Origin of the sequence: Streptomyces sp. NPDC021019, from assembly GCF_044333295.1 — a bacterium.
In the GTDB taxonomy this organism is placed as follows: Bacteria; Actinomycetota; Actinomycetes; order Streptomycetales; family Streptomycetaceae; genus Streptomyces.
Map to the genome: position 1 here is coordinate 908319 of NZ_JBIRQR010000002.1, position 16470 is coordinate 924788.

The following is a 16470-nucleotide window of genomic DNA, read 5'->3' on the forward strand; positions in this document are numbered from 1 at the left end:
CACGGGGTGACCGACCCCACAGATGTGTTGCTCAATCCGCACATCCGCGGCGCGTGCACCCGGCGTGACCGGCGAAAACCACCGGCGCCCGGCCCCGAGGCTACCGGACGGCCCGCCTCCGGAGAGACGGGCCGCCGGCCATGGCCGGGGGACCCCCGGTCGGACACTCCTCAGAAGGGGTCGAACTCGTCGTATTCCTTCTCCGCGTCGTCCCGCTCGGAGTCACGGTCCCGGCGACGCTGGGCGGCGGGGCGCGGCTCCTCCAGGCGGTGGTCCTCGCCGCGGCGGCCGAGCATCTCGGCACCCGCGGTCACGGTCGGCTCCCAGTCGAAGACGACCGCGTTCTCCTCGGGGCCGATCGCGACACCGTCGCCGGCCCGGGCGCCCGCCTTCATCAGGGCGGCCTCGACGCCGAGCCGGTTGAGCCGGTCGGCGAGGTAGCCGACGGCCTCGTCGTTGTTGAAGTCGGTCTGGCGCACCCAGCGCTCGGGCTTCTCGCCGCGCACCCGGTAGATGCCCTCGTCGTCCAGGGCGACGGTGAAGCCCGCGTCGTCGACGGCCCTGGGACGGATGACGATGCGGGTCGCCTCCTCCTTCGGCTTGGTGGCGCGCGCCTCGGCGATGATCCCGGCGAGCGCGAAGGAGAGCTCCTTGAGACCCTTGTGCGCGATCGCGGAGACCTCGAAGACGCGGTAGCCGCGGGCCTCCAGGTCGGGGCGGATCATGTCGGCGAGGTCCTGGCCGTCCGGGATGTCGACCTTGTTGAGGGCGACGATGCGCGGCCGGTTCTCCAGGCCGCCGTAGAGCCGCAGCTCCTCCTCGATCATGTCGAGATCGGAGACGGGGTCACGGTCGGACTCCAGGGTCGCGGTGTCCAGGACGTGCACGAGCACCGAGCAGCGCTCGACGTGTCGCAGGAACTCCAGGCCGAGGCCCTTGCCCTGGCTGGCGCCGGGGATGAGCCCGGGGACGTCCGCGATGGTGTAGACGGTCGAGCCGGCGGTGACGACACCGAGGTTCGGCACGAGAGTGGTGAACGGGTAGTCCGCGATCTTCGGCTTGGCCGCGGAGAGCACCGAGATCAGCGAGGACTTGCCCGCGCTCGGGTAGCCCACGAGGGCCACGTCGGCGACGGTCTTGAGCTCCAGGACGATGTCCCGGCTCTCCCCCGGCTCGCCGAGCAGCGCGAAGCCCGGGGCCTTGCGGCGGGCCGAGGCCAGCGCCGCGTTGCCGAGGCCGCCGCGGCCGCCCTGACCGGCCACGAAGGTGGTGCCCTGGCCGACGAGGTCGGCGAGCACGTTCCCGGCCTTGTCGAGTACGACGGTGCCGTCGGGGACGGGCAGGACCAGGTCCTGGCCGTCCTTGCCGGAGCGGTTGTCACCGGCGCCGGGCTGGCCGTTGGTGGCCTTGCGGTGGGGGCTGTGGTGGTAGTCCAGCAGCGTGGTCACGGACTGCTCGACGACGAGGATCACATCGCCGCCGCGTCCGCCGTTGCCCCCGTCGGGGCCTCCCAGCGGCTTGAACTTCTCACGGTGGACGGAGGCGCAGCCGTGGCCTCCGTTACCCGCGGCGGCATGCAGCTCGACGCGGTCCACGAAGGTGGTCATGGTTGGTGCCTCCAGGTACAGCAGGAAAATACGGAATTGTCTCTGTCGTAACACGCCGAGGGCGGACCCGCTTCCCCGTTCGCCGGGAAAGCTGAGATCCGCCCTCGGAAGGTGCTGTGTCGTTCTGCGCGCGCTGAGAAGGTCAGACGGCGAGCGGAACGATGTTCACGACCTTGCGGCCACGGTGCGTACCGAACTCCACCGCACCGGCGGTCAGCGCGAACAGCGTGTCGTCGCCGCCGCGGCCGACGCCCGAGCCGGGGTGGAAGTGGGTGCCGCGCTGGCGGACCAGGATCTCACCGGCGTTGACGGCCTGACCGCCGAAGCGCTTCACGCCGAGCCGCTGAGCATTGGAGTCGCGCCCGTTCCGAGTGGAAGATGCGCCCTTCTTGTGTGCCATGTGTTCTCAGTCCCTTACTTCGCAGCCGCGGGGATACCGGTGACCTTGATCGCCGTGTACTGCTGGCGGTGACCCTGGCGACGGCGGTAGCCGGTCTTGTTCTTGTAGCGAAGGATGTCGATCTTCGCGCCCTTGTGGTGGTCCACGATCTCGGCCGTGACCTTGATGCCGTCCAGCACCCACGGGTCGCTGGTGACCGCGTCACCGTCGACAACGAGCAGGGTCGAGAGCTCGACCGTGTCGCCAACCTTGGCAGTGGAAATCTTGTCAACCTCAACGATGTCGCCGACAGCTACCTTGTGCTGGCGACCACCGCTGCGCACGATGGCGTACACGCGGATCTCTCTCTCGCTCGGAACGGATCCCCTGATGCCAGCCGCTCGCAAGGGCCGGGGCCCGGGACGATCCGGAAGGATGAGCGGCCTCTCCTGGCGGACGGCGCGAACACCGACCGTTACCGGGAGGGATGTGCTCAGGGGTAGGCGCGTTAAGGAAACACACCGAAGGGCAAGGTTACGGGGCGGGGGTGTGGGGGTCAAACCGCCCCCTGGGGAACAGCTCCGGGGCCGTAGGCGGGCCTCCGGTGGCGCCCCGACCCGCGCTCGACCGGCGGCGCCCATCACACGAGACCGGCCTGCCCGGCCCCGTACTCCAGTCTCCGGCCCAGGACAGCGACCCGATCTCCCTGACCGCCCCCGAGATCCGCCACCCGCTCACCGCGGTCTTCGTCCCGCCGGCCGCGACCTCAGCCAGGCTGCCGCACCGGACCATCTGGCGCCGACACCACCAGGCGACAGCCCGGCGCAGCCACTACCGAGACGGACTCACGGCGAACCTGCTGGACAGGCCACGAAACCAGACTGGAGTACTAGTCCAGCCAGCCTCGGCGTACCGCGCCCACTCCCGCCTCGAATCGGCTGCGCGCACCGAGACGCTCCATGAGTCCCGTCGCCACGCGGCGGGCGGTCCGGTGCGAGACGCCCAGACGTTTGGCGATGGCCTCGTCCGTGAAACCGTCGGCCAGCAGTCTGAGGGCCGTCGCCTCCGTATCGGTCAATCCGCTCTCGTTCTTCCTCTCGGTCTCACCGAACGGCTTCGCCGTCTCCCAGAGGGACTCGAACAGGGCGCACAGGGCCGTCAGTGTGCCCTGGCCGGTGAGTATCACCGCGCCGGCGGCGGAGTCATCGCTGTCGACCGGGATCACCGCGGTGCTGCGGTCCGTGATGATCAGGCGAATGGGCAGGGTGGGGGCGGTACGGGCTTGCCGACCCAGGCCACTCAGCCATTCGGCATAGGCCACGGTGTGCGGGCTGTTGCGGACGCTGTCGAGATAGACGGTGCGCATACGGACTCCCCGCTCCAGCAGGGACCGGTCGAGCGGCTTGGCGGCTTCCAGGTTGTCCGGCGACTGCTCCCTGTCCGGGGCCAGGATCATGACCTCGTCCTTCACCTCCCGCTGCAACAGGTGAAGCCGCTCCCGGATGCGGTCCAGGCCGACCACGTGCTCCACGCCGGGCTCGACGACCGACGGGCGCAGATCAGCGTATTCGGCGATCAGTTGCGCGGCGGCCGCCCGGGAGGCCTCGATACGGTGCTGCTGAGCGGCGAGCTCGGCTTCCTGACGGGTGAGCAGGATCTCCATACCGACGTCCGGGCTGACCGCCCGAAGCCGGCCGCGTTCCTCTCGCGAAGGCCGCACGAGGGCCAGTTCACTCAGACGATCAAGGCCGCCGCGAACTTCCTCCTCGGTCATTTCCAGGCGCTGGCAGAGATCGGCGACCCCGTCGTCCGGGTGCGACAGCAAGGCGCGATACACGGCTTCCACCCGTCTCTCCATGCCCAGCAAAGTCAGCACGTGCTCCCCCATGAAGCGACCTTCCCGTGAAGTGATCTTCACGATAATCGCACGTAGATCCGTCTCGATGGGGAGCGGGAAGGGGGTTGGCCTATTTCGTCCATGTCCCCAATGGGCCGGCAGCGAGAGCTGCTTGCTTCGGGTGCCTGGTTGCAACCTCAATGGCATGTATCTCATTCACGCCCGGCTGAAAGCGCCGCCCGGCGGCTGCCTGCCTTCCGACGCAGGCCGACGCGCCCTCGCCCTCTCGCGGCCCGGTGAACGGATAGAGCACGTCACCGCTCATCCGAACGCCGAACCGGACCCGATCATCGGGATCTTCGTGGTGGCGGAGTCCCTGCTCGCGGCCGAGGCCCTGGCAACGGAGTTGTGCCATCGGCTGCTGAACACCCATGCAGGGCTGGCCGGTTGGGGACTGCGCAGGGCGGAGGCGCCCTTGCTGGCCTCATGGGGACATGGCCCTTTGGGGCCACCGGAAGCCTCTTCCCACCCCTCCGACCTGCGGGGAGAGTAGTTCTCGCCGGAAGGGACAGCGACCGGCGAACGCGACAGACCGGCCTCACGTCCCCACGGAACCCACGGCCGGAACCACCCGCCGAGTCCATCTCCGCCGAAGGGTCAGCCGCCATGAGAACCATCCGTACCGCCAGAGCCGCCGTGATCACCGTCCTTGCCGCGGGATCACTGCTTCACGGCCTCGGGGCGGCTGCCGGAACCGTCCTTTCCGGAAGCCAGGACCCCGACCGGCAGAGCGTCGCCGCGGCCGACCTCCCCAGGAACGACTTCGGCTGGCAGTAGCCGCCCACTCGCTCAACAGCTGAGCCCATGGGCTGCCGCACCTCGTCGGGCAGGCACCAGGCCAGGCCCGCCCCTTCCCTCGCCTCTCCACGCTTCGACGCCTCCGCACGGAACGTTCACCTTCCCGCAGGCGGTCACTTCCGACTTCCACCACTTGAGCATCCAACAAGGAGCAATAGTCATGCCCGCGACAATTTCTGCGCGCAGCGCCGTACTCACCGTGGCCCTCGCCTCCGCCACCGTTCTCGGCGCCCTGGCCCTTCCCCCCGTGGCGACGGCCGCCCCTGCACCCGCCGGCACCGCGAGCACCGCCACCCAGGACGTCGAGAGACCTCAAGGCAAGGTGGGGCCGCTGAAGGCGGACTCCCCTCTCAGTGACTTCTCGTCGTCCCCCGCGGCCACGGCGGCGCCGATCACTCGTAGCGCGGTCATAGCCCGTGCGAAGACCTGGGCCGACGCGAAAGTGCCGTACAGCATGAACGACTACCGCGGCGGTTATCGCACCGACTGTTCGGGCCTGGTCTCCATGGCCTGGAACCTTGGCACCAACGCCTGGACCGGCAACCTCGACACCTACGCCACGCGCATTTCCAAGAGCGATCTGAAGAAGGGCGACATGCTCCTCTTCCATAACCCGTCCAACCCCACGAGCGGCTCCCACGTCGTCCTGTTCGAGCGCTGGGCCAACTCCTCGCGCACCTCGTACGTCGGTATCGAGCAGACCCCGCCGCACGCCGTGCGGCGCACGATTCCCTACGCCTACTTCAACAATTCCGGTTCCTATGTGCCGTACCGCTACAAGAACATCGTCGAGGACGTCACCGCTACCCGTGATCACGATTACACCGGTGACCTGAAGGACGACCTGCTGGGCGTCGACTCCACCGGGACCCTGCGCCTCTACTCCGGCAACGGCACCTCCGGAGTGAACTTCACCCGCGAGATCGGCGGCGGCTGGGCCGGCATGGACAAGGTGGCCGCCGCAGACTTCAACGGAGACGGCGACGGCGACCTCGTCGCGACGAAACGAACCACCGGCGAACTCTTCCTCTACATCGGCGACGGCGACGGCGGATTCAAGTCGACCAACGAGATCGGCCACGGCTGGACCGGAATCGAGCAGCTCGCCGCCGGCGACTTCACCGGCGACGGCAAGGCCGACATCGTGGCCGTCAACAAGACCGACGCCACCCTCAACCTCTACACCGGCAACGGCAACGGCGTGGCACACACCAAGCAGATCGGCAGCGGCTGGTCCAAGATGACCAACCTGGCAGCCGGCGACTTCAACGGCGACAACCGCGCCGACCTCATCGCCACCCGCGAAGACACCGGAACCCTGCTCCTCTACCCCGGCACCTCCGGCGGCAACATCGGCAACGGCATCGAAATCGGCTCCAGCTTCCACCTGATGAGCCACCTCACCCTGACCGACATCAACAGCGACGGACGCGCAGACGTCGTCGCCACCAACCGCAACACCGGCGACCTCCACCTCTACACAAGCAAGAGCAACAGCCTCAACTCCGGCACCGACATCGGCCACGGCTGGAACACCTTCAAACACCTCATCTGAGACCACGGCCGGACACTTCGGAGGGGCCTGCGCACGTAGGGGGCGGGCCCCTCTTCCGCGTCTCAACGACACTCCATCACTCGAAACGGAAGTGCGTCATGCCTCGCTCCGCCCTCGTCCGCCGACACCGCCCGGCATTCGCAGCCGTGATCGCCGTCGGCCTCGCCGTTCCCCTGCTGATGACCCAGCCTGCCGCAGCAGCCTCCATAGCCACCTGGGACAAGGTCGCGGAGTGCGAGAGTGGAGGGAACTGGTCCATAAACACGGGAAACGGCTACTACGGGGGTCTGCAGTTCTCGGCGAGCACCTGGGCCGGATACGGCGGCCGCGTGTACGCGTCCAACGCCCACCTGGCATCCAAGAAGCAACAAATCCTGATAGCCGAAAAGGTCTTGGCCGGACAAGGCGCCGGCGCTTGGCCACACTGCGGGGCAGTGGCCGGCCTGGCCGGCGACAAAGCCGATCCGTACCCGCCCGTCGAAGTGCACCGTGATCACGATTACACCGGTGACCTGAAGGACGACCTGCTGGGCGTCGACTCCACCGGGACCCTGCGCCTCTACTCCGGCAACGGCACCTCCGGAGTGAACTTCACCCGCGAGATCGGCGGCGGCTGGGACGGCATGGACAAGGTGGCCGCCGCAGACTTCAACGGAGACGGCGACGGCGACCTCGTCGCGACGAAACGAACCACCGGCGAACTCTTCCTCTACATCGGCGACGGCGACGGCGGATTCAAGTCGACCAACGAGATCGGCCACGGCTGGACCGGAATCGAGCAGCTCGCCGCCGGCGACTTCACCGGCGACGGCAAGGCCGACATCGTGGCCGTCAACAAGACCGACGCCACCCTCAACCTCTACACCGGCAACGGCAACGGCGTGGCACACACCAAGCAGATCGGCAGCGGCTGGTCCAAGATGACCAACCTGGCAGCCGGCGACTTCAACGGCGACAACCGCGCCGACCTCATCGCCACCCGCGAAGACACCGGAACTCTGCTCCTCTACCCCGGCACCTCCGGCGGCAACATCGGCAACGGCATCGAAATCGGCTCCAGCTTCCACCTGATGAGCCACCTCACCCTGACCGACATCAACAGCGACGGACGCGCAGACGTCGTCGCCACCAACCGCAACACCGGCGACCTCCACCTCTACACAAGCAAGAGCAACAGCCTCAACTCCGGCACCGACATCGGCCACGGCTGGAACACCTTCAAACACCTCATCTGAGGCCGTCACCACAGCAATCCGGGCCACTCCGTCCAGCACACGGGCCGGACGGAGTGGCCGACATCGACTCCTGGCGGCCGTGGCCCCGTACCGGGCCGCGAGGCGTCCGCTCCGGAGACCGTATGCTTTCCGGCGAAACCGCCTTCCGGAAGGTATCCGTACGTGAACTACAGGGTCCAGCCCACCGCCCAGGTCGACGAGACCGCCGAGATCGGGGCCGGCTCCAGTGTCTGGGAGCTGGCGCAGATCCGCGAGGGAGCCAGGCTCGGCGAAGGATGTGTCGTCGGCCGCGGCGCTTACGTCGGCACCGGTGTACGCATCGGTGACAACGTGAAGCTGCAGAACTACGCGCTGGTGTACGAGCCCGCCGAGCTCGGCGACGGTGTCTTCGTCGGCCCCGCCGTCGTTCTCACCAACGACCACAACCCGCGGTCGGTCGACCCGGACGGCAAGCAGAAGCGCGGCGGCGACTGGGAAGCGGTCGGCGTAAAGGTTGCCGAGGGCGCTTCGCTCGGCGCCCGCTCGGTCTGCGTCGCACCGGTGCGGATCGGTCGATGGGCCATGGTCGCGGCGGGCGCCGTGGTGACCAAGGACGTTCCGGACTTCGCTCTGGTCGTCGGCGTGCCTGCCCGGCAGATCGGCTGGGTGGGCCGCAGCGGGGTACGCCTGGTGGAGCGCGAGGGTGAGCCGATGGTGTGGCAGTGCCCCCAGAGTGGGGCGCTGTACGAGGAGAAGGACGGAGTCCTCGTCGAGTCGACCGCATAGCTCATGCGAACTCGGTCGCCTTTTGATCTCGATCCGATGCATTCTCCCCACAACGGGGCTTGAACCACCGACGATGAGTCGGTGAACTTTCCTTCCCCGTCAGCCAAGACCGACGCGCCCCCGCCGGGCGGGGCGCGATCGGAGATTCCGGCACCTGCCCCCGCCTCGGAGAACCAAGGCGGCCAGTCACGGAATCCGCCGCTACGCCTCTACGCACTCGATGCCCTGAGGGTCGTGGCGGCGCTGGCCGTACTCGCGTTCCACTTCGCTGGGATCGACAAAGCGTCAGCGGTGAACTGGGGCGAGAACCCCCGGGATTTGTTCCCCTGGCTCTTCCCCTTCGCGAAGTACGGCTCCTACGGGGTCCAGCTCTTCTTCATCATCAGCGGCTTCGTCATCTGCCTGTCGGCCTGGGGCCGCACTCCGGGGCAGTTCGTCCGCGCCCGGTTCCTGCGGCTCTTCCCCGCCTACTGGTTCTCCGTGATCGTCGCGCTCGCTGTGTACCGGCTGCTGCCGGACGGGATCCGCACGTCCCCCAGCTTCAGCGACGCCCTGACGAACCTCACGATGTTCCAGGTGCCGATGAAGGCACAGCACATGGTCGGCGCCTACTGGACGCTCTGGCTGGAGCTCTGCTTCTACCTGGTCTTCCTCGTCGTACTGCTGAAGCCGATCACCTTCCAGCGCGTCTACATCTTCTGCTGGTCCTGGCTGATCCTGTCCGTGCTGATCCAGCAGTACGCCAATGTGCCCCTGCTGCCCACGCTCGCCCCGGCCCTGAACACCTCTCTGTTCGTCGCCGGCATCACCATGTACCTGATGTACCGCTTCGGGCCCGACCTGAAGCTGTGGCTGCTCCTCGGCATGAGCTGGCTGACCATGCAGAGCGACCTCGTGGAACACGGGGACCGACTGCGGGACGATCTGGGCTTCGACCGGAGCCCGTACGTGGCCCTGGCCCTGGTGACGGTCTCCTATCTCCTCGTGCTCGCGGTGGCGCTGCACTGGTTCGACCGACTCCAGTGGCGCTGGCTCGCCACCGCCGGGGCACTGGTGTACCCGCTGTACCTGCTCCACGAGGAGCTCGGCTGGGCCATGATCCGCATCCTGTACGGCCGACTGGGCGCATGGCCCACGCTCGGCGTCACCGTGGCGGTCCTGCTGGTGCTGTCCTGGCTGGTGCACCGCTGGGTCGAAAGGCCCTCCGTGCGCTGGCTGCGCACGAAGCTCTGACGCGTCGCCGCCGGACATGCCGAGGGCCCCCGTACCGGATTCCGGTACGGGGGCCCTCGGCATATCACTCGGACGTATCCGTGACGGCTCAGGCCCGGACGTCGGCCCTGGGCTCGGAGGTCGCCGCGGGCACCCTGGGGCGGTCCGGCAGCAGGCGGCTGTAGATGCCGTCGAGCACCTCCGCCTGCGCCTCCCAGGTCCACTTCTCCAGCAGGCCCGGCTTGTCGTACGCCGCCCGGTAGCGCTCGGGGTCGGCCAGGACGGCCTTCACCGCACGCACGTAGTCGTCGGTGTCCTGGGCGCGGAAGACCTCACCCTGGCCCGTCGAGGTGACCATCTCGGACATCGTGCGGATATCGCTGACGATCTGGGGAAGCCGCGCCTGCGAGTACTCGAAGAACTTGTTGCTGAGCGCCAGCTCGTGGTTGGCGAGGTGGTGCAGCGGGCTGACGGCGGCGTCGGCCGGGGCCACGAACTCGGCGACCTGCCAGTGCGGGACGAACGGCAGGAAGTGCACCCGGTCGCCGACCCCGAGCTCGGCGACGAGCTTGCGGATCGTGGCCGTCGCCGCATACGGCTTGCCCGGCGGTACGGAGACCATGGCGACGTGCACGTCGGGCATCCGGGCGAGGCCCTCGATGATCGTCTCCACCCCGCGGACGGGGTTGATGCCACCGACGTACGCGAGCAGCGGGGTTTCCGGGCCGACGCCGCACAGCTCCCGCAGGTCCGGTACGGGATCCGCCCCCGCCACCTCGTCCGCGCCCGGCGAGATCACCGGGGCGTTCAGCACGACCGTGGGCAGCTCGGTGAGCTGGTGGCCCTCCTTGAGCAGCTCCGCGAGGGCCGGGGAGACCGTGACCACCGCGTCGGCGAACACGGCGTGCTCCTTCTCCCACGCCACGTGGGCGGGCAGCCAGCGGCCGTGACGCGGGGGGAGGCCGGGGACGTACTCATGGGCGTCCCAGACGAGCTTCACGGGTCGTCCGGCCGCCCGGGCGCGCACGGCGGCGCGAGCGCCGACACCGAGCATCTTGAAGTCGTGGGCGTGGATGAGGTCGGGCTTCAGGGCGTCGACGTGCTTGGCGAAGGCCAGCTCGAAGTCCCACAGGTTCGGCATCAGGCGGCGCCAGGAGCGCTGCCCCATCAGCTTCTGCCACAGGGCGGTCGTGCCCCGGTCGAGCGGGGCGTCCAGCATCGACCGGCGCTCTTGCAGGTTCGTCGTCTCACGGGCGCGCAGGGCGACCCACTTGCCGTAGATCTTGGCGCTCACCCGCGGCACCAGGAGCCGCCCCTTGGATCCGCTCGCGCTGCGGCCCGGGTGCCCGGCCGCCGCGGCCTTCGCGGCCGCCTGCCGGAAGCTCAGGTCCGAGCGCCAGGCCTTGGCCGCCTGCACCCGGTAGCGCGCCACCTGCGGCGACCGGTAGGCGAGCGGGCGGCGCGGGAAGGGGCGGCGCAGGTCGTGCCGGCGCGGCCTGAGCGGGTTGGGCTTGGGGATCAGGCGCACCTCGGCGTCGCCGATCTTCCAGGAGTGCTTCTCGCTGTTCGGGGAGACTCCGAAGAGCACGACGTCCCATCCGGCGTCCGCCGCGGACCTGGCCGCCTTCTGGACCCGGGAGTCGCCTTTGACCCCGTTGTCCACAAGCATGACGACTCGTCCCCGGGACTTGTGCCGCGTGGTGCTGTCGGGCTCCATGTACGCGCCTTTCCTGATAGCCGCCGTCACGGCCTTCTCCCCGCCGCAGACATACCGCAGCCAGCGAGCATACCGGCCTCGCGGCACCCTGCGGTGCCCCTGCCCCGCAAGGGCCCACGTACCATCGGGAGTGGCCCGCAACGGGCCCGGCAAGCCTCCAAGGAGTAGAACAACGTGAAGGTCCTCAGCGTCGTCGGAGCACGGCCGCAGCTCGTGAAACTCGCCCCCATCGCCGCGGCCTTCGCCGGCACGTCCCATCAGCACGTCATCGTGCACACCGGCCAGCACTACGACGCCGATCTGTCCGATGTGTTCTTCGACGGGCTCGGCATCCCCGCCCCGGACGTCCACCTCGGCGTGGGTTCCGGAAGCCACGGAGTGCAGACCGGAGCGGTGCTCGCCGCCATGGACAAAGTGCTGGAGGACGAACGCCCGGACTGGGTCCTGGTCTACGGGGACACCAATTCCACCGTCGCCGGCGCGCTGTCCGCGGTGAAGATGCATCTGCCGGTCGCCCACCTCGAGGCGGGACTGCGCTCGTTCAACCGCCGGATGCCCGAGGAGCACAACCGGGTCCTCACCGACCACTGTGCCGATCTGCTTCTCGCCCCCACCGAGGAGGCCATGCGCCACCTGGCCAACGAGGGCCTGGCGGAGCGTTCGCGGCTCGCGGGCGACGTGATGGTCGACATCTGCCTGCGTATCCGCGACGCGGTGGCCGCCGGGGACCACCCCGCACCGGCCCTGCCCGAGGGCATCGACCCGTCGAAGCCGTTCCTCCTCGCCACGCTCCACCGGCCGGACAACACCGACGATCCCGAACGGCTCTCGGCCATCCTGGCGTCGCTGGCCGCCCTGCCCGTGCCGGTGGCTCTGCTCGCCCACCCCCGGCTGGTGGCACGCGCCGAGGAGCACGGCATCAAGCTGGCCCAGGGCAGCGTGCACGTCGGCCGCCCGCTGCCGTACGCCGGTCTGGTCGCCGCGGTGATGGCGTCGTCCGGAGTGGTCACCGACTCGGGCGGCCTGCAGAAGGAGGCGTTCCTGCTCGGCAGGGCCTGCACCACGGTCCGCCCCGAGACCGAGTGGGTCGAGACCCTGGAGGGCGGCTGGAACGTCCTCGTGCCGGACCCGCACGAGCTGGCGTCCGACGCGTTCGCGGCGCTGGCCACCCGCCCTGCCCCGGGGACCGACCGCGGCACCCCGTACGGCGAGGGCACCGCGGCCGTACGGGTCGTGGAGCTGATGGAGCAGGCGCTGCGCGGCTGATCCCGGCGCTCTCACGCGGAGATGAAGAGGCTCCCCCGGCTGACGCGGCCGGGGGAGCCTCTTTCCGTGCGCCGGGATCGTCGGCGGGAGCGGCTAGCGGGTCAGGAAGCCGTCCAGGGCGCGAGCCGTGGCGGTGCCGTCGTGGTACTTCCGCGCGAACGCGGCCGACTCGACGCCGAGCCGCGCCGTGCCCTCACGGTCCGCGAGCAGGGCCTCCATGACGGAGTCCAGCGTCTCCGGTGTGGCGTTGACGATCGGCGGGGTCACCCCGCATGCCGCGATCGACTCCTTGTCGAGGTACGCGACGACGGGCTTCCCCGCCGCCATTCCCTCGCAGGCGAACGTGCCGTACGTACCGATGGCGAACTGGTCGATGATGATGTCCGCCTCCATCACCATCTCCCGGACCGTGTTCCAGGAGACCTGCTCCGCCAGCCGGAAGTCGATCAGACCGCGGTCGTGGAGGCCCTGGAGCACCGGCAGCACCCGGTCGGTGCCCTTGGTCCAGCGTGCGGAGGGAGCGTGCAGGACCACCGGACGCTCACGCTCCATGACGGGGCGGTCACAGGACCAGGCGTCGACGTCGACGACGAGCGGTGCCCAGGTCGCCATCGGCAGGTCGAGCAGCAGATCAGGGGTGGTGACGAAGACCGGCAGCCCGCTCTCCCGCGCGATGCGACGATTCTGCTCCGCGATGGCGGCGAGCTTCTCCTCGTAACCTTCCGGGGCGTCGAGGAAGAGGGAGTACGGGTTGCGCTTCCGGTGGAGCGCGGGGTCGCGGACCTCGCTGCCGTGGGCGAGCAGCGCGACCTTGACCTTTCCGTGGCGCAGCGCGGGCAGGTCACCCTCGATGCTGTCGCCGTTGAGCCCGCCGAAGACGGGACGGAAGGCATCGGCGATGAGGTGCGTGTAGCGCGGCAGGATCCGCTGCACCTGTTCGAGCTGGACGTCGAGGTTCTTGAGTGCCTTGCCCTCGACGTAGACGTCTGCCGGGTAGTCGTGGGTCCGCGCCGTACGGTGCTTGACCACTTCCGCCGAGACGTCCGCGCGTTCACGGGTGACGGCCTGCGCGAAGGCGGCGAGCTGTCCGGCGTAGTTCGCCGGGCCGAGACCGAGCTTGATCGGGGTCTTGCCGAGCGGGGTCCAGCCTCGTTCCAGCTGCTCGCGCGGCTCCTCGGCCTCGGCAGCGGTGACCGGTCGCTCGACGGCCTCCCAGGAGAAGCCCGCCTCGGCGGGAGGCGGCGTGAGGCCCGAGATCTCGCTGTAGAGCGCCATCAGGCCCTCGCACTGGTGTTCCCAGGAGAGCTCGGTGAGTATGGCTTCGCTGATGTTCTCCTTCATGTCCGCGGCGCGCGCGAGACCGCGGGTGACGGCTTCGACGAACGAGCCCGCGTCGCCGGAGACGAACACCTCGCCGACACCGTGCTCCCGCACGAACGCGCTGAGGGTCTTCACGTCGCTGGCGATGATCGGCAGTCCCGCGTGCAGGTACTCGGCCGTCTTGGTCGGCAGCGACAACTCGTAGTTGATCGTCCGCTGGGAGCAGATCAGTCCGAGGTCGGCGGTGGAGAGATAGTCCGCCACCTCGTGCTGGGCCACATAGGGCACCACGTGGATACGGTCCCGTACGCCGGTCTCCTCGGCCAGGGCGAGCAGCCGGACCAGCTCCGGGCTGCGCTTGCCCGCGACGATCGCCAGGTGGTAGCCGGGCAGCTGGGCCAGGCCCTCCACGGCTGTGCCGAGGCCGCGCTCGGAGGAGATCCAGCCGGAGTACACGAGCAGCGGAACGCCGTCGTCCAGGCCGCACGCCTGACGGACGGACACCCTGCCACCGGCCCCGCCGATCGTCTCGCGGATCGGGGTGTTGCGGACCACCAGAGGAGTCCTGGCCAGACCGTAGTCCTTGCGGATGACCTCGGCGATCTCCGGGGAGACCGTCACCACCGCGTCGGCCTTCGCGATGAACTCCTTCTCCACGGCGGGGAAGGCGCTGTCCATCCGGGGCTGGGGCCACTCGACTCCCGCGACGTACTCGTGGGCGTCGTAGAGCCAGACGCACGTGCGCCCGCTCGCCCGCAGCCGCGCGGCCGCCATGGCCCCCAGGTTGATGGCGGTGATGTCGTTCGCGTGGATGACGTCGGGCGCGAGCTTCTCGATGACGGGACCGAACGCGAGGTCCAGGTCGAGCAGGGCCGGCCAGTCCTTGCGCCACTCGCCGGTGGGCTGCTGCTCGGGCTTGCGGCGCTCTTCCCACTTGTACGCCTTCAACCGCAGCTTGTGCGCGCTGCGCCGGGCTCGCACCACTGCCTTGAGACCCACGGCGGCCGGGGCGCTGTAGGCCGGGGCCTGGCTCAGCCACCCGATCCTCGCGGTCGTCTCCCGTACCCAGGCGCCGTGCGCGGCACGCAACTGCTCCAGCGCGGCACGGTCCTTGATCCCGAACTGCGTCAGCTGAGCACGGGCACTCCCGTGGGCGGCCCGGGCCGCCACGCGGCGCTTGATGTGCGAGGCGACCGGTACCCGCACCACCTTGACGGGTCCGAACCAGGAACGCTCGGTGTGCTTGGACGAGCTGCGGCCGATGAGAGTGACGTCCCACCCGGCGCGCGCCGCGGCGAGCGCCGTCTTCTGCACCCGGGAGTCCCCGCTGATGCCGTTGGCGACGATGACGGCAAGTTTGGGGCGGGCTACAGATGTTGACATGCTTCAATCCTTACACGACAAACTGAGCTATCTCGGACATATCGGTTCAGCCGCCGATGACGACGCGGCGCACGCCCGCCCAGTTGGCCGGGTCCGTGGTGCGTCGGCCGTCGACCAGGACGCGGACGTCCGGGAGGTCGGCGGCGGACAGCTCGCGGTACTCGGCGTGGTCGGCCTGGAGGATCGCGGCGGTGACGGCCTGGTGGCCGTCGTGCGGGACGAGGCCGAGGGCGGTCAGCTCCTCGGGGGTGTACATCGGGTCCGAGACGAAGGGCACCGCGCCCCGCGCCTTCAGGGCCTCGACGACGCCGAAGACGCCGGAGAACGCGGTCTCCTTGACGCCGCCGCGGTAGGCCGCGCCCAGCACCAGGACCCCGGCGCCGTCCAGGTCGCCGTAGGCGGCGGCCAGCAGGTCGACGGCGTACGCGGGCATCGCGGCGTTGGCCTCGCGGGCCGAGCGCACCACGGTCGCCTCCGGGTCGTTCCACAGGTACATCCGCGGGTAGATCGGGATGCAGTGGCCGCCGACGGCGATGCCGGGCTGGTGGATGTGGCTGTAGGGCTGGCTGTTGCAGGCCTCGATGACCTTCTTGACGTCGATGTCGTTCTGGTCGGCGAACCGGGCGAACTGGTTGGCCAGGCCGATGTTGACGTCGCGGTAGGTGGTCTCGGCGAGCTTCGCCAGCTCGGATGCCTCCGCCGTGCCGAGGTCCCAGACGCCGTTGGGGCGGGGCAGGTCCTCGCGCTCGTCGAAGTCGAGGACGGCCTCGTAGAAGGCGACGCCGCGCTCGGCGGACGCCTCGTCGATGCCGCCGACGAGCTTGGGGTAGCGGCGCAGGTCGGCGAAGACCCGGCCGGTGAGCACCCGCTCCGGGGAGAAGACCAGGTGGAAGTCCTCGCCGGGGGTCAGGCCCGAGCCCTCGGCCAGCATCGGCGCCCAGCGGGTACGGGTGGTGCCGACCGGCAGCGTGGTCTCGTAGCTGACCAGGGTGCCGGGCTTCAGCCCCGCCGCGATGGCCTTGGTGGCGGCGTCCATCCAGCCGAAGTCGGGGGTGCCCTCGGCGTCCACGAAGAGCGGGACGACGACGACCACGGCGTCGGAGGCGGCGACCGCGGCCGTGGTGTCCGTCGTGGCGGAGAGCAGGCCGGCGCCGACGGTTTCCTTGAGCAGGCGGTCGAGGTCGTGCTCGCCGGGGAACGGCTCGGTGGCCGCGTTGACGAGTTCGACGACCTTCTCGTTGACGTCCGCGCCGATGACCTTGTGGCCCTTGGCGGCGAACTGCACGGCGAGCGGAAGTCCGATCTTGCCGAGCGCGACTACACAGATATTCATCGG

At 69.3% G+C, this 16470-nt stretch carries 14 protein-coding genes; 7 read left to right on the forward strand and 7 right to left on the reverse strand.

From position 1 onward, the window contains the following. Positions 1–170: 170 nt before the first annotated feature. The 4 genes from obgE to ACH4RG_RS15195 all read right to left on the reverse strand — a co-directional run bounded on the left by obgE (position 171) and on the right by ACH4RG_RS15195 (position 3862). Positions 171–1607: a GTPase ObgE gene (gene obgE / locus ACH4RG_RS15180; RefSeq protein WP_398539646.1), complete on the reverse strand. Its 1437-nt coding sequence runs from the start codon at positions 1605–1607 to the stop codon at positions 171–173. Positions 1608–1749: 142 nt separating this feature from the next. Then, the gene (gene rpmA / locus ACH4RG_RS15185; protein WP_164612097.1) at positions 1750–2007 is read right to left on the reverse strand and encodes a 50S ribosomal protein L27; all 258 of its coding nucleotides are present in this window, start codon (positions 2005–2007) and stop codon (positions 1750–1752) included. 14 nt (positions 2008–2021) lie between these two features. Further along, entirely contained in the window at positions 2022–2342 is a 321-nt protein-coding gene (rplU, locus tag ACH4RG_RS15190) for a 50S ribosomal protein L21 (protein WP_003969204.1), read from the reverse strand. A gap of 533 nt (positions 2343–2875) precedes the next feature. After that, positions 2876–3862 carry a LuxR C-terminal-related transcriptional regulator gene (locus ACH4RG_RS15195; RefSeq protein WP_398161043.1) on the reverse strand — a complete coding sequence of 329 codons (987 nt, stop codon included), beginning with the start codon at positions 3860–3862 and terminating at the stop codon, positions 2876–2878. A 166-nt stretch (positions 3863–4028) separates the two neighbouring features. On the opposite strand from ACH4RG_RS15195, the gene ACH4RG_RS15200 reads away from it, so the two are divergent. The 6 genes from ACH4RG_RS15200 to ACH4RG_RS15225 all read left to right on the forward strand — a co-directional run bounded on the left by ACH4RG_RS15200 (position 4029) and on the right by ACH4RG_RS15225 (position 9469). Beyond that, positions 4029–4376, forward strand: a complete 348-nt coding sequence (locus tag ACH4RG_RS15200; RefSeq protein ID WP_398539647.1) for a hypothetical protein — start codon at positions 4029–4031, stop codon at positions 4374–4376. A 113-nt stretch (positions 4377–4489) separates the two neighbouring features. Beyond that, entirely contained in the window at positions 4490–4660 is a 171-nt protein-coding gene (locus tag ACH4RG_RS15205; RefSeq protein WP_397916816.1) for a hypothetical protein, read from the forward strand. A gap of 181 nt (positions 4661–4841) precedes the next feature. Then, entirely contained in the window at positions 4842–6236 is a 1395-nt protein-coding gene (locus ACH4RG_RS15210; RefSeq protein ID WP_398539648.1) for an FG-GAP-like repeat-containing protein, read from the forward strand. 98 nt (positions 6237–6334) lie between these two features. Beyond that, positions 6335–7471, forward strand: a complete 1137-nt coding sequence (locus ACH4RG_RS15215; protein WP_398160682.1) for a transglycosylase family protein — start codon at positions 6335–6337, stop codon at positions 7469–7471. Positions 7472–7633: 162 nt separating this feature from the next. Continuing rightward, a complete protein-coding gene (locus ACH4RG_RS15220) occupies positions 7634–8236 on the forward strand; it encodes an acyltransferase (RefSeq protein ID WP_397916818.1) in 603 nt (200 codons plus the stop codon). 81 nt (positions 8237–8317) lie between these two features. After that, on the forward strand, positions 8318–9469 hold the full coding sequence (locus ACH4RG_RS15225) for an acyltransferase family protein (RefSeq protein ID WP_397916819.1): 1152 nt from the start codon (positions 8318–8320) through the stop codon (positions 9467–9469). 88 nt (positions 9470–9557) lie between these two features. Here the strand turns inward: ACH4RG_RS15225 and ACH4RG_RS15230 are convergent, their stop codons facing one another. Further along, positions 9558–11165 carry a glycosyltransferase family 4 protein gene (locus ACH4RG_RS15230; protein WP_397916820.1) on the reverse strand — a complete coding sequence of 536 codons (1608 nt, stop codon included), beginning with the start codon at positions 11163–11165 and terminating at the stop codon, positions 9558–9560. A 174-nt stretch (positions 11166–11339) separates the two neighbouring features. Here ACH4RG_RS15230 and wecB point away from each other — a divergent pair, with 174 nt between their 5' ends. Further along, a complete protein-coding gene (gene wecB, locus ACH4RG_RS15235) occupies positions 11340–12431 on the forward strand; it encodes a non-hydrolyzing UDP-N-acetylglucosamine 2-epimerase (RefSeq protein WP_397916821.1) in 1092 nt (363 codons plus the stop codon). Between the two features lie 93 nt (positions 12432–12524). Here the strand turns inward: wecB and ACH4RG_RS15240 are convergent, their stop codons facing one another. Continuing rightward, complete coding sequence (locus tag ACH4RG_RS15240; protein WP_397916822.1) at positions 12525–15134, reverse strand: glycosyltransferase; 2610 nt, start codon at positions 15132–15134, stop codon at positions 12525–12527. Between the two features lie 46 nt (positions 15135–15180). Then, the gene (locus ACH4RG_RS15245; RefSeq protein WP_397916823.1) at positions 15181–16467 is read right to left on the reverse strand and encodes a nucleotide sugar dehydrogenase; all 1287 of its coding nucleotides are present in this window, start codon (positions 16465–16467) and stop codon (positions 15181–15183) included. Positions 16468–16470: the final 3 nt, after the last annotated feature.

Excerpts from the sequence above, each read along its gene's own strand:
- ACH4RG_RS15210 (WP_398539648.1), top strand. The coding sequence starts at position 4,842 with ATGCCCGCGACAATTTCTGCGCGCAGCGCCGTACTCACCGTGGCCCTC.
- ACH4RG_RS15205 (WP_397916816.1), top strand. The coding sequence starts at position 4,490 with ATGAGAACCATCCGTACCGCCAGAGCCGCCGTGATCACCGTCCTTGCC.
- ACH4RG_RS15245 (WP_397916823.1), bottom strand. The coding sequence starts at position 16,467 with ATGAATATCTGTGTAGTCGCGCTCGGCAAGATCGGACTTCCGCTCGCC.
- ACH4RG_RS15215 (WP_398160682.1), top strand. The coding sequence starts at position 6,335 with ATGCCTCGCTCCGCCCTCGTCCGCCGACACCGCCCGGCATTCGCAGCC.
- rpmA (WP_164612097.1), bottom strand. The coding sequence starts at position 2,007 with ATGGCACACAAGAAGGGCGCATCTTCCACTCGGAACGGGCGCGACTCC.
- ACH4RG_RS15230 (WP_397916820.1), bottom strand. The coding sequence starts at position 11,165 with ATGGAGCCCGACAGCACCACGCGGCACAAGTCCCGGGGACGAGTCGTC.
- ACH4RG_RS15240 (WP_397916822.1), bottom strand. The coding sequence starts at position 15,134 with ATGTCAACATCTGTAGCCCGCCCCAAACTTGCCGTCATCGTCGCCAAC.
- obgE (WP_398539646.1), bottom strand. The coding sequence starts at position 1,607 with ATGACCACCTTCGTGGACCGCGTCGAGCTGCATGCCGCCGCGGGTAAC.
- ACH4RG_RS15200 (WP_398539647.1), top strand. The coding sequence starts at position 4,029 with ATGTATCTCATTCACGCCCGGCTGAAAGCGCCGCCCGGCGGCTGCCTG.